Source organism: Arthrobacter sp. PAMC25564 (assembly GCF_004798705.1).
In the GTDB taxonomy this organism is placed as follows: domain Bacteria; phylum Actinomycetota; class Actinomycetes; order Actinomycetales; family Micrococcaceae; genus Arthrobacter.
Window position 1 is genome coordinate 1,635,234 of record NZ_CP039290.1, and the last position, 25,349, is coordinate 1,660,582.

Annotated in this window: 24 protein-coding genes, 1 tRNA gene and 2 pseudogenes; 17 read left to right on the top strand and 10 right to left on the bottom strand. The window is 67.2% G+C overall.

The genetic code is table 11. The features are described from left to right. The first annotated feature begins 58 nt into the window (after positions 1 to 58). The gene (locus E5206_RS07485; protein WP_205760022.1) at positions 59 to 4,216 is read left to right on the top strand and encodes an AAA family ATPase; all 4,158 of its coding nucleotides are present in this window, start codon (positions 59 to 61) and stop codon (positions 4,214 to 4,216) included. A gap of 7 nt (positions 4,217 to 4,223) precedes the next feature. On the opposite strand, the gene E5206_RS07490 is transcribed toward E5206_RS07485, so the two are convergent. From E5206_RS07490 to E5206_RS07500, 3 genes are all read right to left on the bottom strand, one after another. After that, positions 4,224 to 4,850: an RcpC/CpaB family pilus assembly protein gene (locus tag E5206_RS07490; RefSeq protein ID WP_240690032.1), complete on the bottom strand. Its 627-nt coding sequence runs from the start codon at positions 4,848 to 4,850 to the stop codon at positions 4,224 to 4,226. Positions 4,851 to 5,143: 293 nt separating this feature from the next. Beyond that, the gene (locus E5206_RS07495) at positions 5,144 to 5,395 is read right to left on the bottom strand and encodes an FmdB family zinc ribbon protein (RefSeq protein ID WP_136321939.1); all 252 of its coding nucleotides are present in this window, start codon (positions 5,393 to 5,395) and stop codon (positions 5,144 to 5,146) included. A gap of 120 nt (positions 5,396 to 5,515) precedes the next feature. After that, the gene (locus tag E5206_RS07500) at positions 5,516 to 6,157 is read right to left on the bottom strand and encodes a 5-formyltetrahydrofolate cyclo-ligase (protein ID WP_136321940.1); all 642 of its coding nucleotides are present in this window, start codon (positions 6,155 to 6,157) and stop codon (positions 5,516 to 5,518) included. 98 nt (positions 6,158 to 6,255) lie between these two features. Here E5206_RS07500 and galU point away from each other — a divergent pair, with 98 nt between their 5' ends. The 7 genes from galU to E5206_RS07535 all read left to right on the top strand — a co-directional run bounded on the left by galU (position 6,256) and on the right by E5206_RS07535 (position 12,398). After that, positions 6,256 to 7,173, top strand: a complete 918-nt coding sequence (galU, locus tag E5206_RS07505) for a UTP--glucose-1-phosphate uridylyltransferase GalU (protein WP_136321941.1) — start codon at positions 6,256 to 6,258, stop codon at positions 7,171 to 7,173. Between the two features lie 5 nt (positions 7,174 to 7,178). Beyond that, positions 7,179 to 7,799 carry a GNAT family protein gene (locus E5206_RS07510; RefSeq protein ID WP_136321942.1) on the top strand — a complete coding sequence of 207 codons (621 nt, stop codon included), beginning with the start codon at positions 7,179 to 7,181 and terminating at the stop codon, positions 7,797 to 7,799. 142 nt (positions 7,800 to 7,941) lie between these two features. Further along, positions 7,942 to 8,943, top strand: coding sequence for a hypothetical protein (locus tag E5206_RS07515; protein WP_136324015.1), 1,002 nt, complete (start codon positions 7,942 to 7,944; stop codon positions 8,941 to 8,943). Positions 8,944 to 9,051: 108 nt separating this feature from the next. Beyond that, the gene (locus tag E5206_RS07520; protein ID WP_136321943.1) at positions 9,052 to 9,852 is read left to right on the top strand and encodes an NAD(P)H-binding protein; all 801 of its coding nucleotides are present in this window, start codon (positions 9,052 to 9,054) and stop codon (positions 9,850 to 9,852) included. 46 nt (positions 9,853 to 9,898) lie between these two features. Then, positions 9,899 to 9,971, top strand: a tRNA-Ala gene (locus E5206_RS07525). 308 nt (positions 9,972 to 10,279) lie between these two features. After that, positions 10,280 to 11,800 carry a CYTH and CHAD domain-containing protein gene (locus E5206_RS07530; RefSeq protein WP_136321944.1) on the top strand — a complete coding sequence of 507 codons (1,521 nt, stop codon included), beginning with the start codon at positions 10,280 to 10,282 and terminating at the stop codon, positions 11,798 to 11,800. A gap of 409 nt (positions 11,801 to 12,209) precedes the next feature. Continuing rightward, positions 12,210 to 12,398, top strand: coding sequence for a hypothetical protein (locus tag E5206_RS07535; RefSeq protein ID WP_136321945.1), 189 nt, complete (start codon positions 12,210 to 12,212; stop codon positions 12,396 to 12,398). A gap of 420 nt (positions 12,399 to 12,818) precedes the next feature. On the opposite strand, the gene E5206_RS07540 is transcribed toward E5206_RS07535, so the two are convergent. Beyond that, on the bottom strand, positions 12,819 to 13,298 hold the full coding sequence (locus tag E5206_RS07540; RefSeq protein WP_240690034.1) for a DUF805 domain-containing protein: 480 nt from the start codon (positions 13,296 to 13,298) through the stop codon (positions 12,819 to 12,821). A 480-nt stretch (positions 13,299 to 13,778) separates the two neighbouring features. Here E5206_RS07540 and E5206_RS07545 point away from each other — a divergent pair, with 480 nt between their 5' ends. Further along, the gene (locus E5206_RS07545) at positions 13,779 to 14,276 is read left to right on the top strand and encodes a universal stress protein (protein ID WP_136321947.1); all 498 of its coding nucleotides are present in this window, start codon (positions 13,779 to 13,781) and stop codon (positions 14,274 to 14,276) included. A gap of 53 nt (positions 14,277 to 14,329) precedes the next feature. Here the strand turns inward: E5206_RS07545 and E5206_RS07550 are convergent, their stop codons facing one another. Then, positions 14,330 to 14,584: a hypothetical protein gene (locus tag E5206_RS07550; RefSeq protein WP_136321948.1), complete on the bottom strand. Its 255-nt coding sequence runs from the start codon at positions 14,582 to 14,584 to the stop codon at positions 14,330 to 14,332. Positions 14,585 to 14,924: 340 nt separating this feature from the next. On the opposite strand from E5206_RS07550, the pseudogene E5206_RS07555 reads away from it, so the two are divergent. After that, positions 14,925 to 15,557, top strand: a pseudogene (locus E5206_RS07555) (AMP-binding protein); the annotation flags it as partial. 9 nt (positions 15,558 to 15,566) lie between these two features. After that, on the top strand, positions 15,567 to 16,058 hold the full coding sequence (locus E5206_RS19550) for a hypothetical protein (RefSeq protein WP_240690215.1): 492 nt from the start codon (positions 15,567 to 15,569) through the stop codon (positions 16,056 to 16,058). Positions 16,059 to 16,097: 39 nt separating this feature from the next. Here E5206_RS19550 and E5206_RS19555 read toward each other — a convergent pair whose 3' ends face one another. The 4 genes from E5206_RS19555 to E5206_RS07575 form a co-directional block, all read right to left on the bottom strand. Beyond that, complete coding sequence (locus tag E5206_RS19555) at positions 16,098 to 16,238, bottom strand: hypothetical protein (protein WP_240690036.1); 141 nt, start codon at positions 16,236 to 16,238, stop codon at positions 16,098 to 16,100. A gap of 78 nt (positions 16,239 to 16,316) precedes the next feature. After that, complete coding sequence (locus E5206_RS07565) at positions 16,317 to 16,793, bottom strand: peptidase (protein ID WP_136321949.1); 477 nt, start codon at positions 16,791 to 16,793, stop codon at positions 16,317 to 16,319. A gap of 22 nt (positions 16,794 to 16,815) precedes the next feature. Continuing rightward, positions 16,816 to 17,949 (bottom strand): cation diffusion facilitator family transporter, encoded by a 1,134-nt coding sequence (locus E5206_RS07570; protein WP_136321950.1) that lies wholly within the window; start codon positions 17,947 to 17,949, stop codon positions 16,816 to 16,818. Further along, positions 17,946 to 18,311 carry a metalloregulator ArsR/SmtB family transcription factor gene (locus E5206_RS07575; RefSeq protein WP_136321951.1) on the bottom strand — a complete coding sequence of 122 codons (366 nt, stop codon included), beginning with the start codon at positions 18,309 to 18,311 and terminating at the stop codon, positions 17,946 to 17,948. The genes E5206_RS07570 and E5206_RS07575 overlap by 4 nt, the downstream gene beginning before the upstream one ends. A 119-nt stretch (positions 18,312 to 18,430) precedes the next feature. Here E5206_RS07575 and E5206_RS07580 point away from each other — a divergent pair, with 119 nt between their 5' ends. Beyond that, positions 18,431 to 20,140: an LssY C-terminal domain-containing protein gene (locus E5206_RS07580; protein ID WP_136321952.1), complete on the top strand. Its 1,710-nt coding sequence runs from the start codon at positions 18,431 to 18,433 to the stop codon at positions 20,138 to 20,140. A 148-nt stretch (positions 20,141 to 20,288) separates the two neighbouring features. Here E5206_RS07580 and istB read toward each other — a convergent pair. Next, positions 20,289 to 21,000: pseudogene (gene istB, locus E5206_RS07585) on the bottom strand (IS21-like element helper ATPase IstB); the annotation flags it as partial. A gap of 34 nt (positions 21,001 to 21,034) precedes the next feature. Here istB and E5206_RS07590 point away from each other — a divergent pair. The 5 genes from E5206_RS07590 (at position 21,035) to E5206_RS07610 (ending at position 25,345) form a co-directional block, all read left to right on the top strand. After that, the gene (locus E5206_RS07590) at positions 21,035 to 21,367 is read left to right on the top strand and encodes a hypothetical protein (protein ID WP_136321953.1); all 333 of its coding nucleotides are present in this window, start codon (positions 21,035 to 21,037) and stop codon (positions 21,365 to 21,367) included. A 53-nt stretch (positions 21,368 to 21,420) separates the two neighbouring features. Continuing rightward, positions 21,421 to 21,888, top strand: a complete 468-nt coding sequence (locus E5206_RS07595) for a GatB/YqeY domain-containing protein (protein ID WP_136321954.1) — start codon at positions 21,421 to 21,423, stop codon at positions 21,886 to 21,888. 311 nt (positions 21,889 to 22,199) lie between these two features. Then, entirely contained in the window at positions 22,200 to 23,303 is a 1,104-nt protein-coding gene (locus tag E5206_RS07600; protein ID WP_136324016.1) for a class I SAM-dependent methyltransferase, read from the top strand. Positions 23,304 to 23,376: 73 nt separating this feature from the next. After that, positions 23,377 to 24,972 (top strand): ABC-F family ATP-binding cassette domain-containing protein, encoded by a 1,596-nt coding sequence (locus E5206_RS07605; RefSeq protein WP_136321955.1) that lies wholly within the window; start codon positions 23,377 to 23,379, stop codon positions 24,970 to 24,972. Between the two features lie 49 nt (positions 24,973 to 25,021). Continuing rightward, positions 25,022 to 25,345: a hypothetical protein gene (locus E5206_RS07610; protein WP_136321956.1), complete on the top strand. Its 324-nt coding sequence runs from the start codon at positions 25,022 to 25,024 to the stop codon at positions 25,343 to 25,345. Positions 25,346 to 25,349 lie beyond the last annotated feature (4 nt).

Sequence of the window (25,349 nt, forward strand, 5' to 3'; positions counted from 1 at the left end):
AAACGCAGCCAGAACAAACGCAGTCCAAGAAAACGCAGGCAGAGAAAAGAAGGCAGCAGTGTCAGTTGGTCAAGGCCACCCCGAGGACTCTGAGGAGCTCAGGACTTGGCTGTCGGGGCTTAAGCCCGTCACCGGAGCAGATACGATGCTGCGGTTCACCAAGACGCCCGAAGGCTCCATTGATCTCACCCACGCCCACCCGTCCGGGCTTGCCCAGCTGATGGCGGGCCGGCGCACCCGGCTCTCCACCCTGATCCGCGACCGGCAGCAGTACGTTGTCGCGGCCCGGGCCTCACGCAACCTCCGCTCGAAGATCTTCGAACTCGCCAACGACCGCGGCATCGACGCCGGCTATTTCTCGGCCGGCACCGTCGTCTGGACGTCCGCCGTCGGGGGCAAGCCACAGCGGATCTCGGCCCCGGTCATGCTCACTGCGATTTCCCTGACGGTCCGTCCCGGCGAGGACGACTATGAACTGCAGCTGACCGAACAGGCGCAGATCAACCCTGCCCTGATCCGCCATCTCAAAACCGTCCACGGGATCGTCTTTGACGTCAACGCCGTGACCCGGATGGCGTACAGCACCGCCCGCTACGATCCGCAGCCGGTCCTGGACCGTCTCGGCACGCTCATCCAGCCGATCCACGGCGCCGAGGTCGAGCACAACCTGCTCGTCTCCACCTTCGCCGATCTGTCCGGAAACCTGGACGATCCGTGGATCAACCAGAACAACGCCGTCGTGGCCGCCTTGGCGCGGGCCGCCGCCGGGGGGCCCGTGGAGGTGCCGGAACTGCCGGCCGGCCGATTCCCCAGCACCGATGAGCGGGACCCGGCCGACGAGCTGCTGCTGCTCGACGCCGATACGGACCAGCAGTACGTTGTGGATGCCGTCCGTGCAGGGGACTCGCTCGTGGTCAGCTGCCCGCCGGGCACGGGCCAGACCCAGACTGCCATCAACACGATCGGCGCGCTCGTCGATGAGGGCAAGACGGTCCTGGTGGTGGGGGACCGGCGCGCCAGCCTCGCCGAGATCTCGGGCCAGCTGGACGTCCTCGGACTCGACTCCATCCTCCTGCAGCTCTCCGGGAACGCGACCCCATTGCAGATCAAGGGCCAGCTTGTCCGTGCCATCGTGCGGAATGAGAAGTCCCTGCAGCCCCAGCTGGCGAATCTTCACGCCACCCTGACCGGACACCGCCACGCCCTGATGGACCATGTGGCATCGCTCCACAACGTGCGGCAGCGCTGGGGCTGCTCCCCGTATGAGGCCATGCAGTCACTGGCCGCGCTGACGTCCATCCAGCCCGCCCCGGCCACCACGGTCCGGCTCAAGCGCAGCGTGCTGGACAATATCCGCGACCGGGAGGAGCTGGCCGGCCGGCTCCGCAGGGCCGCCGAACTGGGCAGCTTCAGCCGTGCTTCGACCACGAGCCCCTGGCACGGCGCGAGGCTCCTGACCCGCAAGGAAACCCAGGAGGCCCAGCATGTGGCCCGCTCCGTAGCCGGGAAGCTGCCGTTGCTGCGCGAGCGCATGAACGGCGTCGCCGAACACGCCGAGATCCGCCTGGGCAGCACCTTCGCCGAATGGGGAGAGCAGATCGAACTCCTGGTTGCGGTGCGCGAAAGCCTTGACAGGTTCACCCCGGACATCTTCGACCGCCCGGTCCACGACCTCATCTCCGCCACCGCAGCCTCCTCCTGGCGCCGCGAACGGAACATTGAGATGCCGTCGATGCAGCGCTCCCGCCTCCGCCGCGTGGCCAAGGAATACGTCCGGCCCGGGGTGCATATCGCAGATCTTCACAGCTCGCTCCTCCTTGTCCAGGAGCAGCGGGCCGCATGGTCCGGTTACGCCACAACGCAACGCCACCCGGCCATTCCCTCCGGTCTCGCAGAAATCACGGCCCTCTACCGCGAGCTGGAGTCCGAACTGGCGGAGCTGGGCCAGGCCGTCAAATTCACGGCAGCCGGCGGTGGCCTGGACCGCACCGGCTATGAAGAGCTGATGGAACGCCTGGACCGGCTGGTGGCCGATACCGGCACCCTGGAGACCCTGCCGGAGCGGACACTGCTCGTGGAGAACATGCGCGAACACGGCCTCGGCGAACTGCTCGCGGACCTGGCCGAGCGGGAGGTCCCGGCAGAGTCGGTAGCTGCCGAACTCGAACTGGCCTGGTGGCAGTCGGCCCTGGAAGCGATGATCAGCGGTGATGGTTACCTCGCCATGTCCGACGGCGAGGCGTTGCGGCAGCTCGAAGCGGAGTACCGCCTCGCGGACAACGCCCACATTGCCAGCGGCGCCGCCCGGCTCCGCTGGAAACTGTCCGAACGCTGGCGTGCGGCCATCGCGGAGTATCCGCGCCAGTCGGACCTGCTGCGGACCCTGCTGAAGGACGGCCGGGTCACGCTGGCGGCCCTGACCGGCCAGGCCCCGGAGCTTCTCCCCATGCTCGTGCCGGTATGGTCGGTCAGCCCCTACCTCATGACCGGTGTGCTCCCGGTGGAACAGAGGTTCGACGCTGTCGTCATCCTGGACGCCGAGGCGACATCGCTTCAGGCCGTCCTGCCGGCCGTTGCCCGCGCCAGGCAGGTGATTGCCTTCGGCGATGACAGGATCGCCAGCCCCCGGACGTTCACCGTCGGGGTGGAGCGGCTCGCCGCCGGCGAGAGCTCCCACCAGGGCGTGGACAGCGCCTATGCGGCGCTCTCGGCCGTGCTGCCTGTCTGGAACCTTCGGACCGTCTACCGGGCGGTGGATGAGGACCTCGTGCGGCAGCTCAGCAAGGGCTTCTACGACGGCACGCTCCGAAGGCTCCCGGAAGGGCAGTCCGCCACGGGCCTGGACCGATCCCTGACGGTCGAGTACCTGCCGGACGGCACCGGGCTGCCCAGCGCGGACCACGACGGCGTCGAATCGGTTGTCGCCGAGGTGAACCGGGCAGTGGAGCTCGTCTTCGAACACGCCAGGCTGCGGCCCCGGACGTCACTGGCGGTGGTCACGGGCAGCCTGCGCCATGCGGCCCGGATCGGCGAATCCATCCGGCTGCAGCTGCCCAACTATCCGCTGCTCGCCAGCTTCTTCACCGCAGGCGACGAGTCCTTCCGGGTAGTGGACCTGGAACGCGCCCAGGGCCTGGTCCGCGACCACGTGATCTTCTCCCCGGGTTACGGCCGCACTCCGCACGGGCGCGCGCTGCACAACCTGGGCCCCCTCTCCGCCGAAGGCGGACGGGCCAAGTTTGCCCTGGCGATGTCGCGTTCGCGCCGGTCCCTGCATGTGCTCAGCTGTTTCCGTCCCGAGGATCTGGATGTCACCCGGCTGAGCCACGGCGCGGTGGACTTCTACGAACTGCTTGACCGCGAAATTGCGGGAAACTCCGATCTGGGCAGCCCCGCCTCCCGGGCCGCCGCGAGTGAGCAGGCACTTGGTGCCGATCCGCTGGTGGCTGACCTCGGAGACCGGCTCCGTGCCCGCGGGGCAAGGGTCTGGCACCAGTATGACGGAGCCGTGAACATGGTTGCGGCGGCCGACCCGCTGAGGACCATCGGCCAGGAGGATGCCGAGATTCCCCGGCCCGTCGCGATCGAGTCCGACGGTACCGAACAGTACCGGCGGATGACCGTCCGCGAACGCAGCCGGCTCCGGCCGCAGGTGCTGGAGCGCCTCGGCTGGCGCTATGTGCCACTATGGACCATAGAGGTGTTCACCGATCCTTCGGCCTGCGCCGACCGCATCGGCGGGTATCTGGGCCTGGATAAGCCGGAAGCATCCAGGCTGATGCGGACCTCGCCGGGGTTCCTCGACGACGACGTCGAGAATCTCGCCGCAAGCCAGGTGCACAGCCCGGACAACGAGACATCCCGCGGCCAGGCACGGCCCGCACAGGCGCTCCCTGGGCAGATGCGTGGGGGGTGGCGCAGCGCGGATCAGCAGGAAACAGTAACAGGCAGTAAGGAGGCCGACGGCATGAGTGCAGACGGCGAAATCCGGGGCAGCAGCCGCCAAAACGGCGGGCACCTGGATGAAGTGAATTACGCACCGGAGCCGGGCGCTCCGGCAGTGGACGCCCCCCGGCAGGCAGTTCACGCCACGGTTGCCGGCGGCTTGCTGCCGAACAAGGCGGCCGAGGACGATCCGCGCCGGTGGGGCGACCAGCCGAACAGCTATGACCACGACTCGTGGCTTCAGGAGCAGAAGCCTCCGCACTGGGGCTAGTGCAGCCCTAGCCCGGGGCGGTTCCCACAAGTACGAAAAAAAGCTTGCCCAAGGTGGAGGCACCAGCCAGCCGGCGCGCCTGCTCCGGGTCGGCGGCCACGACGATCAGGCCCTCGGCGTCTCCTCCTGCCGCCAGCCACTGGCCGGCCTTCCCGCCCCGTGTGGAGGTCCACAGCACCGGGACGGCGGACGCCAGGACCTGGGATGCCGCCGGTTGTTCAAAACCGCTGCCGCTTGTGAGCACCACGTTCACCAGTTGCCCGGGGGAGACCAGCTGGATCGAGGCAGGATCCGCCATCCGGAGCGGTACGGCTGCCGAGCCGGCCGGGCTTCCGGCCAGCAACCCGGGCCCCAGGAGCTGGGAGTCGGAGAGCAGCTGGCCCTTTCGCAGTGCCACGGCCAACTGCATTCCCCGGACTGCCGCCTTGTTGCTGAAGCTCCCGCCGGGCACGAGGGCGGGCGGCACATCGAGGGTGACGACGTCGTCGGGTGAGAGGGTCTTGCCTGCCGGAAGGTCGCTGACGGACGCCAAGGCTGCCACGGTCGTTGCGGGCGCCGGCGTGAGCTGCTGCACCGCCAGGGCGGCCGCAACACACAGCAGGAGGGCTACCGCCAGCCGGCGGTTGCGGTTCAACCAGGCGGCCAGGCGGCGGCGCGACGGACGGCCTCCCGGCTTCCGGGCGCGCGTCGGGCCGCCTGGGCCCGGCCAGGGCGGGGCTGGACGTTGACCGCCGGAAAAAGTGCGGAAGACCGGGCCAGGGAGGCCGGCACGGTAGCCGCTACGGCATGGAACGGGGAACGGGAGAGTGGCCATGCCGCCACGCTACGCATCCCCCCGGGGGCAGCCGCAGCCGCCGGAGCCACTATGTGGAAAAGGAAAGCGCGATCGGTGGCAACAGCCGTGGCTGGCCGCCCGAAGCCAGGGAACTAGCTGGCGGCAGCGGGAGCAGGCGCCGCCGCGGGGGCGGGAGCTGCGGCTGCCGACACGGTGCTGCCCTTGGCGTCACGGGAATCGGTCCGGTAGAACCCGGAGCCCTTGAACACCACGCCGACGCTGTTGAACTTCTTGCGCAGGGTGCCGTGGCATTCGGGGCAGGTCGTCAGGGAGTTGTCGGTGAACGACTGCACGATCTCGAAGTCGTGGCTGCAGTCCTTGCAGGCGTAGGCATACGTGGGCACTGGAAATCCTCCTCTGGGACAAACGAGCAGGTCCCGTGCTGTCCAGTCAGGATTTCCGTCCCGGGAATCCGAAACGTAGATCCGTGACTTAGCAGTCGCAGGGCCTGAGTGCTAATTCTATCACCCCGGCCACGGAGCCCCACCAAGCCGGAGCAGCCCACCGGGCGTCAGCGCCGCGGAAACTTTCCGGTCGAACGACTCGGCGGGAATGCTGCCCGCGGGCAGCACCTCCGTGTCGTAGACGACGGCGGCGGTCGGCACCGGGACGGCGTCGTGCGGCCGCGCGCGCATGACGCGGTCCGCCTCCAGGGCGGCCAGGAATTTGTCGTAGTAGCCGCCGCCCTGCCCGATCCTGTTGCCGGAGCGGTCGACGGCGGTCGCCGGCAGGAAGATGCCGGCGGCGTCGTGCACCGCCGCAGTCCCGTACCGCTCGCCGACGGGTTCCTGGATCGGGGCGTAGCGGCTGCGGGCAAAGCCGGACTCCGGCGTCCAGTACACCCAGCTCAGCTCGAGTTCCGGCTCGCAGACGGGCAGCAGGACCCGGTGTCCGGCGTGGTGCAGGGCGGCGAGCAGGGGAAGGGTCGGCGGTTCGGAACCCACGCCGAGGTATGCGGCAAACGTTCCCGGCCGGCCGCCGGTGAGTCCGGCTGCCCAGTCCAGCCCGTGACGGGCGATGCCCGCCGCGGCGGATTCCTTGGCCGCCGGGGACAGCGCGGCACGCCGGAGCCTGTGACTGGACCGGATGTCTTCCTTTGACGCCATAATGCCCTGCCCCTCCGTCTGTTACACGCTGGGAAGGGTCCTTCCCAAGGCTGCCGGAATGATTACCGAATGATTGGTACCTCCGTTAGATTAGTCGAGTGACTACACCCAACGCTTCCGTCCGCAAGGCCGTCATCCCCGCCGCGGGTCTTGGTACCAGGTTCCTCCCCGCCACCAAGGCGATGCCGAAGGAAATGCTCCCGGTCGTCGACAAGCCGGCGATCCAGTATGTCGTCGAGGAGGCCGTGCATGTCGGCCTGCATGACATCCTGATGATCACCGGCCGGAACAAGCGTGCGCTGGAGGACCACTTCGACCGCGTCCCGTCCCTCGAAGCCTCGCTGGAAGCCAAGGGCGACACGGCCAAACTGGAGTCCATCCAGGCCGCCAGCAACCTCGGCGACATCCACTACGTGCGCCAGGGCGATCCCATGGGCCTTGGCCACGCCGTCCTGCGGGCGAAGCAGCATGTGGGTTACGAACCGTTTGCAGTCCTCCTCGGCGATGACCTGATCGACGCCCGCGATGAACTGCTCAGCACCATGATCGAGGTCCAGGCGAAGACCGGCGGATCGGTGGTCGCCCTGATCGAGGTTGAGCCGTCCCAGATCAGCGCCTACGGCTGCGCCGACGTGGCCGCCATCCCGGGCGAAGACTATGTCCGCATCAATCACCTCGTGGAGAAGCCCGACGTCGAGGACGCCCCATCAAACCTCGCCGTGATCGGCCGTTATGTCCTGCACCCGGCCGTCTTTGACGTGCTGGAACACACCGAACCCGGCCGCGGTGGAGAAATCCAGCTCACGGACGCGCTCCAGGAACTGGCGGCGGGCGAAGGCGAAGGCTACGGCGTGTACGGGGTGGTGTTCCGCGGCCGCCGCTACGACACCGGGGACAAGCTTAGCTACCTTAAGGCCTGCGTCCAGCTTGCCTGCGACAGCGATGACCTGGGTCCCGGCCTGCGTGACTGGCTGCCGGGCTTCGCCGCCAGCCTCACTCCCAGCCTGACCAAGTAACTCCCATGGGGGGCGACTTCAAATGGCCGGTGACGTTGGAGAGCGGCGACATCGTGCTGCGCCCGATCCGGTACCGGGACCGCAAGGAGTGGACGGCGCTCCGCTCGCGCAACCGGGAATGGCTGGCCCCCTGGGAAGCATCGAACCCCGCGCCCGGCGGCGGGCTGCCCGACTATCGCCAGATGGTGCGCTCGCTCAAAGTCCAGGCCGCCCAGGCCACGGCCCTGCCCTTCGTCATCACCGCCCGCACGCCGGGTTTCCAGGAGCCCGTGATCGTCGGCCAGTTGACGGTCTCATCCATCGTGTGGGGTTCGGCGATGATGGCGACCCTCGGCTACTGGGTGGACAGGGACCGCGCCGGCCGCGGTATTGCCCCCACGGCGGTGGCGCTGGCAACGGACTACTGTTTCGGGACCCTGGGCCTGCACAGGATGGAAATCAATATCAGGCCGGAAAACGGACCCAGCCTGCGCGTCGTGGAGAAACTCGGCTTCCGCGATGAGGGATGCCGGCCGCGGTTCCTGCACATCAACGGTGAATGGGCCGATCACCGCAGCTTTGCGCTGACCTCGGAGGAAGTCCCTGAGGGGCTCCTCGCACGGTGGCTGCGAAGCCGTCCGGCCTGATCAGCGGATGACGTCCACGCCGGGTGTTTTGACATAAGTCGAGGCATTTGTCACTTGCCACGCGACACACCGGGGACAATGCGGGGCCGTTCCCCGAGTTGCTCATACGGTTTTGATTGTGGACTTCCCTCTTAGCAGCTCTGTGATCCTTGTCATTGCTGTTGCGCTCTGGATTGTGTGGGTGGCGCCCTACGTTCTCCGGAACGGACGCCACCAACTGCAGCCTGCGGGCGATTTCCTGGCGGAGGTCATAGATTTAGAACCCGCAGACCCCCAAGCCGGGAAGATCATGATGATGGCCCAGCAGGAGGATCCCATGACCAGCACGCAGCGTACCGGACCCGTCAAGCGCGCGGCCGACGCCGATGCGGCCCGGAAGCCGGCGGCAACCGGCCCGGCGTTCCGGATCCGCTACGGGCGCCTCGCGCTCGCACTGGCCGGCGTGCTGTCCCTGCTCGCCGGGGTCGTCTCCGCCGCGCTTCGGATCTTTGGACTTGGCACCGCCTGGCTGCCGGTCGTGACGCTCCTGGGCGCGGCTGGCGCCGTCGTGCTGCTCCGCCGGCTGGCCGTGCGGGACCGTCGACGCAAAGTGAATGTGGCGTTCCGTGCGGCGATGAGTGCCCCGACGCCGCGAAGCGCGTCGGCACAGTCTGCCCAGCTGCGCTCTGCCCAGGCCCAGCCTGCCCAGGAGCCCGGCGCCGGGGTCCGTTCCCGGGACACCCGTGAGCCGGTGAGCCGGCCCGAGAGCCTGCTCTTCGACGCCCAGTCGGGGCCCGGTGCCCCCAAAGCCGCCCCGAAGGCGCTGACAGCCCAGGAACTGAGGCAGGCCGCCATGGCCGAAGCCGCGGCGTCCGGGGACACCTCCGTACGCCTGAGCCCGGAAGGGTCGAGCTGGGAGCCGGTGGAGATCCCGAAGCCCACCTACGTTGAAGCAGCCAAGGCGGAGCGTGCCGCGCCCGGGCCGCTCGATCTTCCGGCAGCACCCAAAGCCGTCGGCAAGCCCTCGCTCAAGCAGGGCCTCGTGCAGGGCGGGAGCCGGACACCCGCGTCCGAGGCCCCCGCGGCAGTTTCCGACGCGAAGCCGGGCAAAGCCCAGAGCGCCTTGAGCAATCTGGACGATGTCCTCCAGCGCCGCCGCGCCTGACATCCTCACCAGGTCCCGGCCCCGGGAAGCCAGCAATGGCAGCCCGGGGCTTTTTGTTGTCCGGCGGCAGCCCTGTCTCCAACGGCAACGGACCGGTAGCCTCGGCCCATGACGCGAATCTGTGTTGCCGGCGGAACCGGCCAGGTGGGGCGTGAGGTGGTGCGCCGGGCGGTAGCCGGCGGGCACGGGGTTGCCGTCCTCAGCCGCAATCCGCCCCCGGGCGGGGCGGCCGGGCACCACGGCGGCGCGGAGTACTTCCGTGGCGACGTCACCACCGGAGAGGGGTTGGCGGCGGCGCTGGCTGGCGCCGCCGTCGTGATCGACTGCCTTGAGGGGCGGTCGGGGAAGGCGCGGAAGGACTTCGCCGACGGCGGTGCCCGGCTTCTCCGCGCCGCCCAGGACGCCGGGGTGACGAAAGCGGTGCTGCTGTCCATCATCAACTGCGACCGGAGCAGCTTCGGCTACTACAGGACGAAGGCCGCCAAGGAACAGGGCTACGAGCGGTGCGGCCTTGAAACGATTGCCGTCCGCGCCACGCAGTTCCACTCCCTGCTGGCAGACATCTTCGCGGCCGGGTCGCGGTTTGGGATCATCCCCGTGGTGAAGGGCGCACGGTTCCAGCCCGTCTCGCCTTCGGACGTGGCCGCGGCCCTGCTGGAAACAGCCTTGGCGGCCCCGTCCGGGGCGCGGCACCGCGTCCGTACCATCGGCGGGCCGGAGATCGCCGAGATGGGGGAGTTGGCCCTGGCCTGGAAGCGGGCGAGCGGGTCGCGGGGGCGCCTCGTGCGGCTGCCGTTGCCCGGCGCGATGGGCCGATACCTGCGTGACGGGCTGAATCTGATACCTGAAGAACGCCGCGGAACTGAAACTTTCCGTGGCTGGCTGGCAAAGAGCGCCGATAGTTTGTAGCCTAGGGAGACCGGCAACGCCGTTCCTCCGGGACCGGCGTTGCTTCGGGGCTATAGCTCAGTTGGTAGAGCGCTTCGTTCGCATCGAAGAGGTCAGGAGTTCGAATCTCCTTAGCTCCACTGTTTTCAGGGGTTTTGGGGGCACAAGTGCCTCCCAATAAACACTTTCATAACACTTTGGACCCTGAAGTGGCGTTGTGCTGGTAGCTCGGAATGTACTCGTTCGCCCACGCTAACGCGGCCCTTCGAGGCTCATGATCGATCTGCAGTTGCGTGCAGCCCTCCAAGGACAAACGGCTGGACGCCGAGGCGCAAGGCTGTCCGCGCGAGGACGGCTCCTATATCAGCCAATGCCTGGCGTTGGGCCGACACCGGCCGAGGGTCTTTAGGCACGCACCCAGGACAGCTGTCCGGGCTTATCATGAGGCATGCCCGGGACTGAGAAGTTGGAAGTGGAGCGAAAATTCGACGTTGGCGGGTCCGATGAGTTGCCGGCTTTCACGTCGATCACAGGGGTGGACAGCGTCGGGACAGCCGTAGACCAGAAACTTGATGCCGTGTACTTCGACACGGCGGGGTTGACGCTTGCGGGCCGCGGGATCACGTTGCGCCGGCGTACCGGCGGTAAGGATGCCGGATGGCATCTGAAGCTGCCGGTGGCCGCGGGGGAACGGCGCGAAATCACGGAGCCGTTGAACGAGGACCCGGATACTGTGCCTGCACGGTTGAAGGGCCTAGTAATGACCCATACCCGGAACCAGGAACTTGTGGCAGTCGCCCACTTGAAGACCCACCGGACGGCGATTCCCCTGTTCGGAGCCGACGGAACGGTCCTGGCTGAATTCAGCGATGACCGGGTGGAATCGCGGATCCTCCTGGAACCGTCCGAACGTGCCACCTGGCGGGAATGGGAAGTCGAACTGGTCGACGGGAACCGGGAGGTACTGGACGCCGCCGATACGGTGTTCGCCCTGATGGGCCACCGGCCGGCGGAGCTGCCTTCCAAACTGGCACGCGCCCTTGGCTCCCGGTATCCGGCTGAGGTCCCTCCCGTACCTCGTCCGCGGAGCAAGGGCCACGCCTCGACGGTGCTTGTCTCGTATATGCATGCCCAGGTCGAGGCCCTCAAGGCGCACGACCCTGGGGTCCGGGAAGGGGCCCCGGACGCGGTCCACCAGCTCCGGGTCGCCGCACGCCGGATGCGGTCCGTGCTGGCAAGCTTCCGCAGGTTGACGGACAAGGGGACCGCGCAGCTTCTGCGGGAAGAACTTCAATGGCTTGCCGGGGCGGTGGGGGCGGCACGGGATACGGAGGTCATGCGGGCCCACTTGAACGAGATGATCGGCGCCGAGCCCCCGGATCTGATCATTGGCCCCGTGCAACAACACATCGATGACCAGCTCGGGGCCGCCTATGAGGCTGCCCTCGCCGACGGCCTGGCTGCGCTGGGAAGCGACCGGTATTTCCGGCTTCTTGATGCGTTGGATGCTTTCCTCGCGGCCCCTCCCTTGGCCGGACCGGCGCGAAAGAAGGCCGAGGGGGCGGTGGGCCGGCTCGTCAACGCAGAACGGCGGCGCCTGCAAAGAGCGGTGGGGGGCGTGGACGACGCGGAAGAAGCGTCTGTCGATGCGGTGCTGCATGAGGTGCGGAAGAGCGCAAAACGGCTCCGCTACGCGGCAGAAGCCGCCGTCCCGGTTTTCGGGAAACAGGCCTCGAGGCTTGCCCGCGCCGCGGAAGAAATCCAGACCGTCCTGGGCGAGCATCAGGACAGCGTGATCATCAGGGAGAAGCTTCGCTCACTCGCCACCGAATCCCCGGACGGCGGCCGGGAAGACGGATTCACGTACGGCCGTCTCCACGCCCTGGAGCAGCAACGTGGCGCCGACGCCCGCACCCGGTTCTCCCGGGCCTGGCGTAATTCGCCGCCCAGGCCCCTTCACTGGAAATAGTCGCTGACTGCCCGGCCCGCGTTCACCTGGCAGACATCCCGGACAGGTAGCCTCGCCCGGGGGAGGGAACCGGTGCCCGGCAGCCGGCCGTGACACCGGGGTCCGCTCCGCGCGCACCGTGCCCGAAGCCAGGGCGGGAAAGGACACACGTGACGGACGCCGAGATCCAGGATCTGCGGGCCTTGCTGGAGGGAGTGGACCGGCTGCGGCGAACGCTCCGGCACGCCGAAACACGGCACAGTGACAGATCGCGGCCGGGCTTCCCCGCCACCGGGAAAGCGCCCGGAACCTCATCCATTACACGGAGCTGCGCCGCCATGACATCCGTGAGCTCCAGACCGGGCTGGCCAAGCACGGACTGTCCTCGCTGGGACGCACCGAATCGAGGGTACTGCCCAGCGTCGACACCGTGGCCCGGACCTTGGCGCGGCTGGTCTCCGCGGAGGACCAGCCGGACGCGCCGGCGGATCCCCTCGACGGCGAAGAGCTGCTCGCCCGGAACGCCGTGAACCTGCTGGGGCCCGAGCCGGAGGAACGCGGTACCAGGATCATGGTCACCCTCAGCGCTGTCAAGAAACGCGTCGAAATCCTCGACTGACGCCCCCGTCACGGCTCCGACAAACCCGTGCTGCCCTGCCCCGCCCACGCCCCGCCGGCCGGGCCCTTGCTGGGGAGTGGACCCCTGCAGTTCACCTTTGTCAGGTACCGTTTGCGGCGTGGAAGCGCTCCCGGATGCCCGAGGCCAGGCCGCCCTCGGGGCTGGGAAGGGCCGGTGCCGGCACGGATCCTGGCAGGCAGCGAATACAACGTACCCGGGCGGACCGCCTGGATCCTCCGCTCCGTCGCGGACTAGCGCTGCAGCCACGGTGGCCGTGACGGGCGCCGTCGTTCTCCGGACTTCCTGCCTGACGGACAGGACCGGCCAGTCAGGTGTGGGACCGAATCCGCGGAGGAAGGCAGAAGGCCGCCGGCGTAATGCCGGCGGCCTTCTTGTCAGCGTCTGGACGTACGCGTCAGCCTACGCGGCTGTGGGGGCGTCGAACCGCTGGCCTTCCGGCCTGGACGGAAGCAGAGTGAAGATGAGGACGGCCAGGGCGCCGACGACGGGAACGAGCCCGATGAGGATCATCCAGCCGCTGAAGTTCACATCGTGCAGGCGGCGGACGGTCAGCGCCAGGGACGGGACGATGACCGCCAGTCCCCAGATGACCATGAGGATGATGCCGACAACGGCGCCAGGGCCCGGAACGGTGTTTCCGAGGGCATCCACGGTCGCGCCCGCGGCGCCGGCCACTGACATGATGATGTTCAGCACGATGGATACGACGATGGAGATGAGCATCCACCACCAGTATTCGCTGCGGCTGGCGCGGCCCGTGAACGTGGCGTATTTCTGGAAGAACCGCTTCGCGGCCTCACCGATCGGTGCGCCGTAGTACGGGGCCCACAACGGGACGGCGCCGGTACCGGCGGGGATGGTCTGCTGCTGGAAAGACAAACGGAACTCCTTCATGGATGGGTGATGACGCCTCATCGTAGAATTCCCGGATGGCCGATCAGGTGTCGGCGGCGTGAATTCCCGACGCTGTGTCGGAACGTGTCCCCCGGGAGCGCTGCTCATGGAATGACCTGCGGAAACACCGGACCCCGTCGGGTACAAAGAAGAAGGCATGCGGCTGGTGGTTCGTACCGCCGCGTCACTGCAGGTCCGTTACAACGAGATCGCGGGGAATCGTCCTTCGCCGGTGGGCCGCTGCCGAGTCCGGCCGTGCCCGCCGGTTGGCCGAACTCGCAGAGCTGACTGAATTGTCCTCGCGACGTCCGGTCCTCTACTCCGGGCTCGACTAGGAAGTGCCCGGCGCCGGAGGCTTAGGGGAAGAACATGGCCCTCCCATGTCTGCGCAGATGGGGGCGGTGGCTATCCTGATGGCTATGGATGCCGTTCAGGCAGCCGTGCCGCCGCAGCAAGGGGCAGTCGATGGACCATCCGGACTTTCCTGAATCTCCCGCCGGGAGCTGGCCGGACGGGCCGGTTGTGCTGGGCGCCGGCTGGGATATATCGGAGCACCTGGTCCGAACGGCCGTCGTTCTCGCTACGGGTCTGGGGCTGCATCTGATCTGTGCGTTCGTGGATCCGGCCGGCTACCTGACCGAGTGGGAGCCCGCAAGGTCGCGGACTGCTGCCTCCCTGGATCCGGCCCCGAACGAAGAGGCGCCCTTTCCTCCAGGTCAGGTGTTGCAGCGGCTGGAAGCCTTCCTCGGGCCGCCAGGCGCGGAGTGGACTTTCCGCGCGCTCAACGGTGACGTTGCCCTGGCCCTCGGCCGACTGGCGGAGAGCACCGGGGCGTCCTTGCTGATCGTGGGCGGGCAGCGGCCCGGCGTACTTGCCCGGATAGACCGGTTTCTTGAGCGGTCGGTTTCTGCAGCACTGACCCGTACCCAGACCAGACCGGTCCTAGTCGTGCCGGGACACTGATGGCGGGAATGTCCGACCGGAGCCCGGGCACGGGAGGGCGGGTCCGGCGCGCCTCAGCTGCCGCGACCGGTCTCCGTCTGCGGGTTGGCCGGGTGTTCGCGCCGTTCGTGTGTCTGTCCGTAGGGGACGTCGCGGCTGACGGCGACGGTGTAGCTGGTGTAGCCGTGCTGGGTGACCAGGATGCCGTGGCGGCGTTCCTTCATGGCGTTTTCACGGGCGATTCCCACGGCGGTGTTCAGGTCGTTTTCGATGGTGTCAGGGTCGTGGGCGGTGATTTCCAGGACAACGTCCGAATGGCGCTTGATCATCGTGGTCTCTTTCTCGGCGGGATATGCCGGGACTCCCGACAGGCACCGGCTTCCGGGGCCGGGCGCACCCGGGGAGGCAGAAGACGGTAGTTCGCGAGGGGGGTTGCCCGGCATTCTCTGATGGGGCGGTGGCCGGCCGTGTCCGGCGGGCTGGATCGGCGGAAGCATTTGTTCCTGCGGATCTGTAGCCAGTCTGGATGATCGGGGGCCCGGGCGCAAGATGAACGCCGAAAAAGTCTGCTGTGTCGGCGCGACCGCGCCGGCCGTAACATCCGGGGAGGGCGGTGACGATTAGCGGTGAACCGTCCCGTCCGGGCCGGTTGTCGGCCAAACAGGGATAGTGACAGCCCACCGCCCGCAGCTGGCCCGCGCTGCCTACGCTGCACCCCCGCGGACCCTGATCCGGGTTCTCCTGGAATCCCCCGAACGGTTCCCTGACTCCTCTGCCCTGGACGACGGACGGACCTCGCTCAGTTATGCGGAGCTGCTCCGTGAGGTGAAGGCCTACGGCCGGCGTTTGCATCAGGCCGGGATCGGCGCCGCGGCGGGCAACACCGGAGGACGACGCGTGGGTGATCTTCACCTCCGGATCCACCGGCACCCCGAAGGGTGTGGCGGTCACGCACCGGGCCGCCGCTGCATTCGTGGATGCCGAAGCGCGCCTGTTCCTGCCGGGGGAGCCGGTGGGCCCCTCGGTCCCTGGTCCGGACCGGAATGGATCTGGGTCCGTGGCTGATCAGCAACGGCATCACGGTCGTTTCCACGGTTCCCACCCTCGCCGGGCTCTGGCCGGCCGAGTCTCTCGAGGCGGTCCGGCTGCTGATCTTCGACGGCGAGGCCTGCCCGCCGGAACTCGCCGCCCGGCTCGCCGTGGACGAACGCGAGGTCTGGAACACCTACGGCCCCACCGAAGCCACCGTGGTGGCCTGCGCCGCGCGGATGGACGGGACGGGTCCGGTTCGGTCTGCCCCTGGTCCAGTCCATGTTCTACGGCATCGCCCCGGCGGTCATGGCAATCATCACCATCGCCGGCTACAAACTCCTCAAACTCACCGACCGGCGTGATTTGCGGCTCTGGGGGATCAGCGCCGCGGTCTTCGCCGTCACCGCGCTGACCGGGTCCGAACCGGTGCCCCTGATCCTGGCCGCCGGAATCATGATGCTCGTCCTCGACGCCCCGCCCTCCCTGCTCCGGCCCGGGCAGCGCAAACCCAAACCACCACCGCACGCAGAGGACGGCCCGACCCTGCAGTCCTGGTCACCGGCTCTTCTCCTGCCGGCCCTCATCGGGCCCGCAGCGGGCCCGATGCGGCGGGCGGAACCCTGCTGGCCCTGGGACTGTTCTTCCTGCAGACCGGGGCCCTGGTGTTCGGCTCCGGCCTGGCCATCGTTCCGCTGCTGCGCGTCGTCGTCGTCGCCCAGCACCACTGGCTCACCCAGGGACAGTTCCTGGGCGCCGTCGCGATGGGCCTGATCACCCCGGCCCCGTCGTCATTACCGCCGGCTTCATCGGCTACCTCATCGCCGGATTCCCCGGGGCCGTCACCGCCACCGGGACAACAAACAGGTCAAGGCCTTCGTCTCCGGGGCCGCCGCCGCGGCCGTCGGCGCCCTCGCCGGCGCCGTGGTCGTCCTGCTGCACCGATAGGGTCATGCGCTATCCGCGGCAGCGCCGGGACCAGCACGGATCAGCGATGGGAGAGGTCGCCGGTGCCTCGTGGTCGGGGTGGCGTCAGACGTCGCTCAGGCCAATACCACGGTCATCGAGGCATGGCGAACGTTTTCCTGCCGGGGGCCCCATGGATCGACGGCAGGTGCATGCCGGTCCCTTGACGGCCGGCATGGCCAGCCAGACAAAACGCTGCATCTTGTTGTGGTTTCCGAAGTCCAGAACTGCACCGCCCAGTTTCGGTGCCAGTTCGTGGCTGACGCTGAGGATGATCTCTGTTTCCCCAAGCCGGTCCCGTCCGCCGCGGTTCTCCGCTGCGCGGGCGCCGGTTTCGCCGGTGTCCGGGAGCTCGACCCGGCAGCGCAGGGGCTTCTTCGGTTCGGCCCGTGAGAAGTACAGCCCCTGCTTCCGGCACCCGCCGCTGCCCTGGTAGCAGTGGAGACGCCCGCCGAACACCTCGATCATGGCGGCAGCGTCCGCCGTCACGGTAAAGCTGCCGTGCCCCGGGATGCTGACCCGAAGGGCTTCCGCTACGGTCATGTTCTGCATCGGAGACCGCTGATCATTTGCGCTGGTGGTGCAGGTCCGGGTCTGCCCCGGCCTCATTGTCGAGGGAGGGGACCGGTGCGGGAGTGGTTCGGATGGACATGGTGTCCAGATTCGGCAGGGCGTGGCCGAGCCTGTGCTCGGCGGCCAGCACGATCTGTTCCGCTGCCGTGAGGGCCATGTCAGCGACTACGATGGTGGCATTGCCCTGGAGCCGGTGGCCGACCCACCGCAGCTGAAGCGCGGAGACGCTCAGGACACCGGGGGTGCCGGACAGGGCGGAGCCGGCACGGTCCAGGAGATCAGGCTCAATGCCGTCCATCAGCCGCCGGCCGATGCTCTTGATGGTTCCCCACAGCAGGATCAGGATGGCGGCGGCAATCAGCAGGCCCACGATCGGGTCCGCCAGCGGGAACCCGGCCCACACTCCGAGCACGCCCAAGACCACCGCGAGGGAGGTAAACCCGTCCATCCGGGCGTGCACCCCGTCCGCGACCAGTGCCGCGGAGCCGATCTTCCGACCGATGCGGATCCGGTAGATGGCAACGGCCTCGTTGCCGGCAAAACCGATCAGACCCGCGACGGCGACCCACCCCAGGTTGGTGAGGGGGTGGGGGTGGATGAGCCGGTCGATGGACTGCCACGCCGCCACAATGGCCGAAAGCGCCACCACACCGACGATGAAGAGCCCGGCGAGGTCCTCGGCCCGGCCGAAGCCGTAGGTATAGCGACGTGTGGCGACCCGGCGGGAAAGAATGAACGCGATCCACAACGGCACCGCGGTCAGGGCGTCCGAGAAGTTATGGATCGTGTCCGCAAGCAGCGCCACCGAGCCACTGAAAAGCACCACGATGAACTGGAGAATGGTCGTTCCCAGCAGGATGAACAGACTGATTTTCACGGCCCGAATCCCATGCGCACTCGCCTCGAGCGCGTCATCGATGGAGTCCGCTGCATCATGGGTATGCGGAACGAACAACCCATAGAAGAACCCCTTGATTCCCGTGGGGTGCTCATGGGAATGACCGTGGTCGTGGTCATGCGCGTGTTCATGCCCGTGGTCATGATCGTGATTGTGCTGGACCTCGTGCCCGGTTGCGTGGTCCTGCGCACTTGCGTGCCCGTGATGGTGGTCGTGGGGGGTGCTCAATGGCTGTCCGCGCTTTCCGTGTGGTGGTGGCGGGGATTGCCGCCGAGGGAGTGTTCGGCCTGGAAGATCGCGTCTGAGACGAGCTGGCGGGCATGCTCGTTCTCGAGGCGGTAGTACACCCGGGTGCCTTCCTGGCGTGTGGTCACCAGCCGGCCCAGACGCATCTTGGCCAGATGCTGGGAAACGGCGGCCGGAGACTTATGGACCAGATCGGCCAGCTGATTGACAGGCAGCTCACCATCACGCAGAGCAAGGATAATGCGTGTCCGTGTGGCGTCGGCGAGCATCGCAAACACTTCCACCGCGAGTTCCACGAACTGGCTGTCGGGCTCGCGCCCGCAAATAGCCTTATCTGCATCCATACGTAGATTCTTTCATACTAATCCGGGGCTTTGTGTAGCGTGGCTGGTACGCCGGAACGCTGACCCCATGCAGCTTCCGCCTCGCACGAGCAAAGCGGACAAAGGAACGAGGGCCCGGCATGACTGAAATTCGCACCAGGCGCTATGCAGCCGCACTGGCGGCTGTCATCGTCCTGACCGTGCTGAATGCTTACGCGCTGAACACTTTCGATGTCGTGGGCATCCCGTTTATTTTTGCCACGGCCTTGGGTGTGCAGCTGCTGCTGCTTATTTTCTTCGCTTTCAGCCTCGTCATGGTGCTCCTTACGCCGCTGAAGATTACCCTCTCAATCCTGATTTCAGCGTGGCAGGGGGTATTGACCAATCTGTATGTCGTTTCTCTGCGCCGGCGTTATCCCCGCCTGACCCGGTGGGTTGGTCAAAGATTCTCCCGGGATCGTCCACAGGGACTGATCCTGACGGCCGGCATCGCCGCCGCGGCCACCAGCATGTTGCTTTTTGCAAACATCACCCGTGCCGTGGTGCTGCGGACGTCGTTTGCGGGGCTGGATGAGCGGATCCTCAATCTGGTGCCACACATCCACTCGCCCGACCAGAACGCTGTCTTCAGCGTCCTGACCTTTGCTGCCGGTCCGACGTCGTTCACGGTCTTTCTGATCGTCCTGACCGTTACGTCGTGGCGGTCGCAGCAACGCTGGCTGCCGGTTCTCTTTGCCGGGGCGTTCCTGGTCAGCGTCGCCGGCCAGACCCTGGCAAATGCGCTGATCCGGCGACCCGGTCCGGACCGGTCGCTGGGGTTGTTGACGGGGAACAGCTTCAGTTTCCCCAGCGGATCTACGCTGACGGCAACGGTCGTGGCAGGGCTCGTGGCATACGTACTGGTTCGCGTCCTCAAATCAGGTGCACTCCGTCTTCTGATCCTGCTGGTCGTGGTCACAGGCATCATGCTCGTTGGTCTGAGCCGGACATACCTCGGCGTCGAATATCCGAGCGACGTGCTGGGAGGCCTGGCTCTGGGCCTGTTCTTCCTGTCCCTGCTCATCACCGCCGTGGAGATCACCGAACGATTCCACCTCGTGAAGCGGGTGTCGGTCGGCCGTGCGGCTAAACGCCCGCTTCTGATCGCAACCGCCGCAGCCGCTCTCCTTGCCGTGACCGTGGGTGCGGCCGTCACCCCTCTGACGGAAGTCCAGCCTCAATCACAGTCACGGATCCTTCCCTCGCTGAACGCAGACGGGATCCGGCAATTGCCCGTCTACAGCGAAACACTGACCGGGGCCAGGATGGAACCCATCAACTTCATCTACCTTGGCGAGCAGCCCCACATTGAGGAGAACTTCATCCGGGCCGGATGGTTCAAGGCCGATCCCTCCACCCCGGGGAACACCCTGCGGGCCATCCTCGTAGCGCTGCGAAACGAGCAGTACCTCACAGCCCCCGTCACACCGTCATACCTGAACTCCGAGCCCGAGACAGTCGCCTTCGAAAAACCCACCGACACCAACACCCTCGTGCAACGGCACCACACCCGGCTCTGGAAGACCACCTTCACCCTCGACGGACAGCCCGTCTGGGTCGCCACCGCCAGCTTCGACAAGGGCATCGGGATCGGAACCAAGTCAGGACTACCCACCCACCACATCGACCCCAACGTCGACGCCGAACGGAGCTTCATTCTCCAATCGCTGAACATCACAACCCCACGATTCGTGCACGTCGTTGACGCCCAACTCGGCCACAACGCCACCGGAGATGGATTCTTTACCGACGGCCAGGCAGCAGTGATCAACCTGACAGCCGCTGCCAACACGGACGGCTCCAACGGGTAGTGCTGGGCATCAATCGCGGTCGAACCCGAGCGGAAACGACCGGGTCGGGATCCGGGAAGTATGAGGAATGGGCAGGGGGATGCCTCCTATTTATTCGCCGTTTCCAACTCCGGCACTTCGAGTAGAGCCTTGTCATGGCGGACCGGTCTTAGCTCGCCGCCTGCTGCTCTTTGGTCCGGGCCAGCCGGTAGGAGTCGGTGTCGGTTTCGATGATGGCGCCGTTGAACGTGAGCCGGTCAACGATTGCAGCGCATAGTCCGGGATCGGTGAAAGTTTTCGTCCAACCTGAGAAGGACTCGTTGGTCGCGATCGAGACGGAGTTTTTCTCCTCTCGCTCGGTCAGGACCTGGAAGAGGAGCTCGGGGCCGCGCCGGTCCAGTTCCATATAGCCCAGCTCATCGATGCAAAACAGATCAACCCGCCCGTAGCGGGCGATGGTTTTGGCCAGAACTTTCTCGTCGGCGGCCTCGACGAGTTCGTTCACCAGTCTGGTGGCGAGTGTATTTTACGCGGTAGCCCTTCTCTGCTGCCGCTGTGGCGAGCCCGATGAGCAGGTGGGATTTCCCGGTCCCGGAGTCTCCGATGAGGCACAAAGGCTGGCCTTCCCGGACCCACTCACCGGAGGCCAAAGTGTTGATAGGGGCCGCGTTGATGTTCGGGTTCGTGTCGAAGTCGAAATCGCCCAGCCACTTATCCCGTGGGAAACCTGCGGTCTTCACCCTGCGGACGGAGGACCGCCGGTCCCGGTCGTCGCACTCTGCCAGGAGGAGTTCGGCCAGGAAGCCCTGGTAGCTCAGTTGTCCCTTCCCTGCGACGGTGAGGGCTTCGTCCAGGACCGCCCGGACGGTGGGCGCACGTAGTCACGCACCGTCGAATACGACAACTCCTCCGCTCGTGCTCCTTGCCGATACCGCCACTGGCGCCACAGCCGGCGCCACAGCCGGCGCCAGTGCCGCGTCAGGGGCCCCGGGCGCCAGCCTCACCACCACCCGCGCCGGATCATGGGTTTGGGGCGTGGGAACCGACTGGGATGCTTCGCGGGCCCGGGCCGTCGGGCTGGCGCAGACCCTTGTTGACCAGTACCTCCCTCCGGCCGGTGATACCTATTGGCTGCAGCGCCAGACCGGGCCGACAGCCACCAGCGGCACCGTCGTCACCATCAATGACACCGCACCCACCACCGATCGCTGGGACCTGGCACTCATCGAAGTCCTGGCCGCCCCCTAAGTACGCACACCCGCGGAACTCCGCGGTGCCGTGGCAATGAGACGATGGAAGCCATGAGCACCCTGAAAGAACGACTGCACGCTGACGTGGTCAGCTACATGAAGGACCGCAACAAGGTCGCACTGACGACCGTGCGCAACGTCCTTGGCGAAATCGAAACACGTGAAAAGTCCGGCAAGACGCCGGTCGTGCTGGACGATGCCCAGGTGACGTCCCTGCTGCAGAAGGAAGCCGCCAAGCGCCGCGACACCGCCCGGATCTACACGGAGGCCGGCGAGGCCGAGCGTGCCGCGGCGGAAACCGCCGAGGCCGAGGTCATCGAGGGGTACCTGCCGAAGGCACTCACCGCCGCCGAGGTGGAAGCCATCGTCGACGGGGTCATCGGGGCACTGAAGGCCGACGGCGTCGAGCTTTCCATCCGTCAGCTGGGGGCGGTGATGAAGCCCGTCACCGCCCAAGTTGCCGGGCGCTTCGACGGCAAGGCCGTCAGCGAAATCGTCCGCAACCGCATCGCCGGGTAGCAGCACGGCAGGGCCGGCCGGAAGCTCCAGGCTCCGGCCGTGGCCGTTTGCGGCCATGCCCCCTGTATCCTGAGAAAGCCGGTTGAATGACATGATTGGCCAGCGATCCGGCCGGTTCGTGGCCGGACGGCTCTCCGGAATCCTGGCCGGTCCGCAGGACGTCGCGGAATTACCGCGCTAACGTCAGTCTCCGATCCGCCCTCGGACGCTGGGAATGGACCTTTATCAGTACCGATGCGCAAGCCCCCTTGGGAAATCCGACGTCGGGCCTCAGGGCCCCGGGCTCTGCCACGCCGGACGGGCCTGCCGTCGTGGCCTGGGCCGATGCCGCCGGCAGCAGGACGGCCCGATGGCTGTCGGCCAACGGCAGGCCGGCGCCGACACGCATCGAAGTGGTCACCGACACTCTCACGGCCGATGACGCGAACCGGATGGCATCCCAGGGCATCGCGATGCTCTGGCACGGTGACTTCCACAACGCACGGCAGGTCCTCAACGCCATGGACCGCCGTCTGGGCGCCGGAACGAAGAAGGTCCCCGGCACTGCGGCCGATGAGTTCTATCGGTATCGCCAGTCCCGCTCGCATCGTGCACGCATTCTCGGCCTGCTGCTGATTCCGCTGGATCCGGGCCCGGTGGTGCCGCTTCGGCGGGCCCCGGATCTCCGGGAGACTGTCGCCGAGGCGTACGGTGCAATCGGCGAACCTTCGGTTGTGTCCCTGCACGAGCTTGTGGGCGCAATAGGTGCACACGAGTGGCGAAGGAACGGCGTCTACGTCGATGCCCTGAAGGGCCGCATCCACCCGCACTACGGCACGTTCTTCCCGACCCGGAGCGAGTATGTGGACCTCGTGGCCGCCGCTGCGCTGCCATCCGACACGCTGGCGTTCGACGTCGGCACCGGCACCGGAGTGCTCGCCGCCGTCCTCGCCCGCCGTGGCGTCCGCCGCGTGGTAGCAACGGACAACGAACCCCGTGCCATCGCCTGTGCCGGCGAGAATTTCCGGAACCTCGGCGTGCAGGACCGCGCCGAGGCCGTCCTGGCCGACATGTTCCCGCCCGGACGCGCACCGCTCGTCGTGTGCAACCCGCCGTGGATTCCGGCCACGCCGCATTCGTCCCTGGACAGCGCCGTCTACGACCCCGGCAGCCGGATGCTGTTCCGCTTCCTGAACGGGCTCGCCGACCATCTGGAGCCGGGTGGCGAGGGCTGGCTCGTCCTCTCGGACCTGGCCGAGCACCTGGGCCTGCGGTCCCGTGACGATCTGCTGTCCGCGATTGACTCGGCCGGGCTGCACGTGACGGGACGGCTCGACACCAGGCCAACACATCCGAAGGCATCCGACCGCAGTGATCCGCTGTTCGAGGCGCGCGCGGCCGAGGTCACCTCCCTGTGGCGGCTCGTTCCCCGTTAGTCCGGGGCCTCACCGCAAAGCCGCGCCATGCCGTTTCCCGGCCCCAAGACCCCCATCCGAGAGAGAAACACCAATGAGCCTGATCCGGCTGCAAGACGTCAGCGTCCGCTTCGAGAACACCCAGATCCTCCGGGAGGCCTTCTTCCGCCTCGAACCAGGCGACAGGGTCGGCCTGATCGGCAGGAACGGATCAGGCAAGTCGACCATCCTCAAACTGATCCTCGAGCAGGTGGCGCCCGACACCGGCGCGGTCACCGTCGAACTCGGGACCAGGGTCGGGTACTTCTCGCAGTTCTCCGAGCTTAACGGCGACACCACCATCACCGACGTCCTGGACGGGCTGTTCTCCGGGATCAAGTCCATCGAAGCCGAACTCGCCTCCATTGAGGTGGCCATCGCGGCGGACCCCTCGGACGCCAGGGAACTGGACCGCCTGATCCACCGCCAGGCCGGACTGTTCGAGGACATGGACCGCCTCGACGGCTGGGACTACGGCCGGCGGATCGACACGGTGCTGACCACCCTCGGGTTCAGCGAGGCACACCGCGTCTGCGCGATTGACGAACTGTCCGGCGGCTGGCGCAACCGTGCGGCACTGGCCAAGATCCTGCTCGAGGCCCCCGACGTGCTGCTGCTGGACGAGCCCACCAACTACCTCGACGTCGCCGGCGTCGAGTGGCTCGAAGGCTGGTTCAGGGACTTCCGGGGAGCTGCGATCGTCGTCTCGCACGACCGGAAGTTCCTGGACGCCGTCGTCACCCGCATCATCGAGGTCGAGAACTTCCACCTCCACGAATACCCCGGAAACTTCGGCGAGTACGTTATCCAGAAACAGTTCCGGCTCAAGACCCTCGAGGCGCAGTTCGTCCACGAGTCCGAACTGCTGGCGTTTGAGGCTGAGGGCATCGCCGACCGCCGTGAGGCGGCAAAGGCAGCCGGCGGCAGCCTGGGCAACCAGCTGGCCAGGATCAAGAAGTCCCGGGCGCCCCGGCCCGTCGACCAGATCATTACCGAGATCTACGGGGGCCTGCATGTCAAGGACGTGCTGTGCCGCATTGAAGGGCTCGGAAAGTCCTACGACGAGAAGGCGCTCTTTACCGGGCTGGACCTTGAAATCAGGCGGGGAAACCGGATCGCTGTGCTGGGCTCCAACGGCAGCGGCAAGAGCACCCTGCTGCGCGTGCTGGCCGGGGAGGAACCGGCCGATGCCGGCAAGGTGGCGTGGGCCAGCGGGACGGCCGTGGTGTCCTACAACCAGGTCCTCGACGAACTCGACCCGGACGACACCGTCACCCACGCCGTCAACGCGATGCCGGGCAGCCTCGCCTTCACGGCGACCAGGAAGTCGGTGAACCGCTTCCTGACGATGTTCCAGTTCTCCGAGGCCGACCTCAAGCAGAGGATCGGAAACCTCTCCGGCGGGCAGCGGGCGCGCGTCGCGATGGCCCAATGCCTGCTCTCCGGGGCCTCGGTGTTGCTGCTGGACGAGCCCACCAACCATCTGGATCTGTCCAGCACCCAGGTCATGGAGCGGGCCCTGCTCCATTTCCCCGGCGCCGTGGTGGTGGTCAGCCATGACCGCTTCTTCACCGAAAAGGTCGCCAACCGGCACCTCGTCTTCGGCGCCGACGGCGCAGAAACCGGCGAAATCGACGTGCGCGCCGCCTGAGCGCTGGCACGGCCCCTCCGGCCCGCCGGATTCGCGCGATAATGGGGCTATGACACAGCAAGATCAGGACCGGGACCCCTGGGAAGAGTTCGACAGGCTCAAGCCCGCAGGGCCGGACCGGGTCGAGGGGTACCCCGGGGGCGAGCCCTTGGGATTCGGCTTCCGCACGGGTGTGCGCAGCGCACGCGTGGCGATCGGGTTCGCCGTCTACGCGCTGGTCCTCGGAACCACGCTGGTCCTCGTCGGGGCCATCGCCTTCGTCGGCCAGGGCCAGTGGCTGCTGCTCGGGCTCATGCTGGTGATCGAGACGGTCTTCGTGCTGGCGTTCGCGCGGCTCGTGGCCCAGGCGCGCAACCGGCGGTCCTCCCGGTAATACT

What these genes read in the sequence shown, in the direction of transcription:
- E5206_RS07500 (WP_136321940.1), bottom strand. Translation starts at nt 6,157, where the DNA reads ATGGCGTCAAAGGAAGACATCCGGTCCAGTCACAGGCTCCGGCGTGCC.
- E5206_RS07510 (WP_136321942.1), top strand. Translation starts at nt 7,179, where the DNA reads ATGGGGGGCGACTTCAAATGGCCGGTGACGTTGGAGAGCGGCGACATC.
- E5206_RS07520 (WP_136321943.1), top strand. Translation starts at nt 9,052, where the DNA reads ATGACGCGAATCTGTGTTGCCGGCGGAACCGGCCAGGTGGGGCGTGAG.
- E5206_RS07530 (WP_136321944.1), top strand. Translation starts at nt 10,280, where the DNA reads ATGCCCGGGACTGAGAAGTTGGAAGTGGAGCGAAAATTCGACGTTGGC.
- E5206_RS07545 (WP_136321947.1), top strand. Translation starts at nt 13,779, where the DNA reads ATGGACCATCCGGACTTTCCTGAATCTCCCGCCGGGAGCTGGCCGGAC.
- E5206_RS07550 (WP_136321948.1), bottom strand. Translation starts at nt 14,584, where the DNA reads ATGATCAAGCGCCATTCGGACGTTGTCCTGGAAATCACCGCCCACGAC.
- E5206_RS19550 (WP_240690215.1), top strand. Translation starts at nt 15,567, where the DNA reads ATGTTCTACGGCATCGCCCCGGCGGTCATGGCAATCATCACCATCGCC.
- E5206_RS19555 (WP_240690036.1), bottom strand. Translation starts at nt 16,238, where the DNA reads ATGACCCTATCGGTGCAGCAGGACGACCACGGCGCCGGCGAGGGCGCC.
- E5206_RS07565 (WP_136321949.1), bottom strand. Translation starts at nt 16,793, where the DNA reads ATGACCGTAGCGGAAGCCCTTCGGGTCAGCATCCCGGGGCACGGCAGC.
- E5206_RS07575 (WP_136321951.1), bottom strand. Translation starts at nt 18,311, where the DNA reads ATGGATGCAGATAAGGCTATTTGCGGGCGCGAGCCCGACAGCCAGTTC.
- E5206_RS07580 (WP_136321952.1), top strand. Translation starts at nt 18,431, where the DNA reads ATGACTGAAATTCGCACCAGGCGCTATGCAGCCGCACTGGCGGCTGTC.
- E5206_RS07595 (WP_136321954.1), top strand. Translation starts at nt 21,421, where the DNA reads ATGAGCACCCTGAAAGAACGACTGCACGCTGACGTGGTCAGCTACATG.
- E5206_RS07605 (WP_136321955.1), top strand. Translation starts at nt 23,377, where the DNA reads ATGAGCCTGATCCGGCTGCAAGACGTCAGCGTCCGCTTCGAGAACACC.
- E5206_RS07610 (WP_136321956.1), top strand. Translation starts at nt 25,022, where the DNA reads ATGACACAGCAAGATCAGGACCGGGACCCCTGGGAAGAGTTCGACAGG.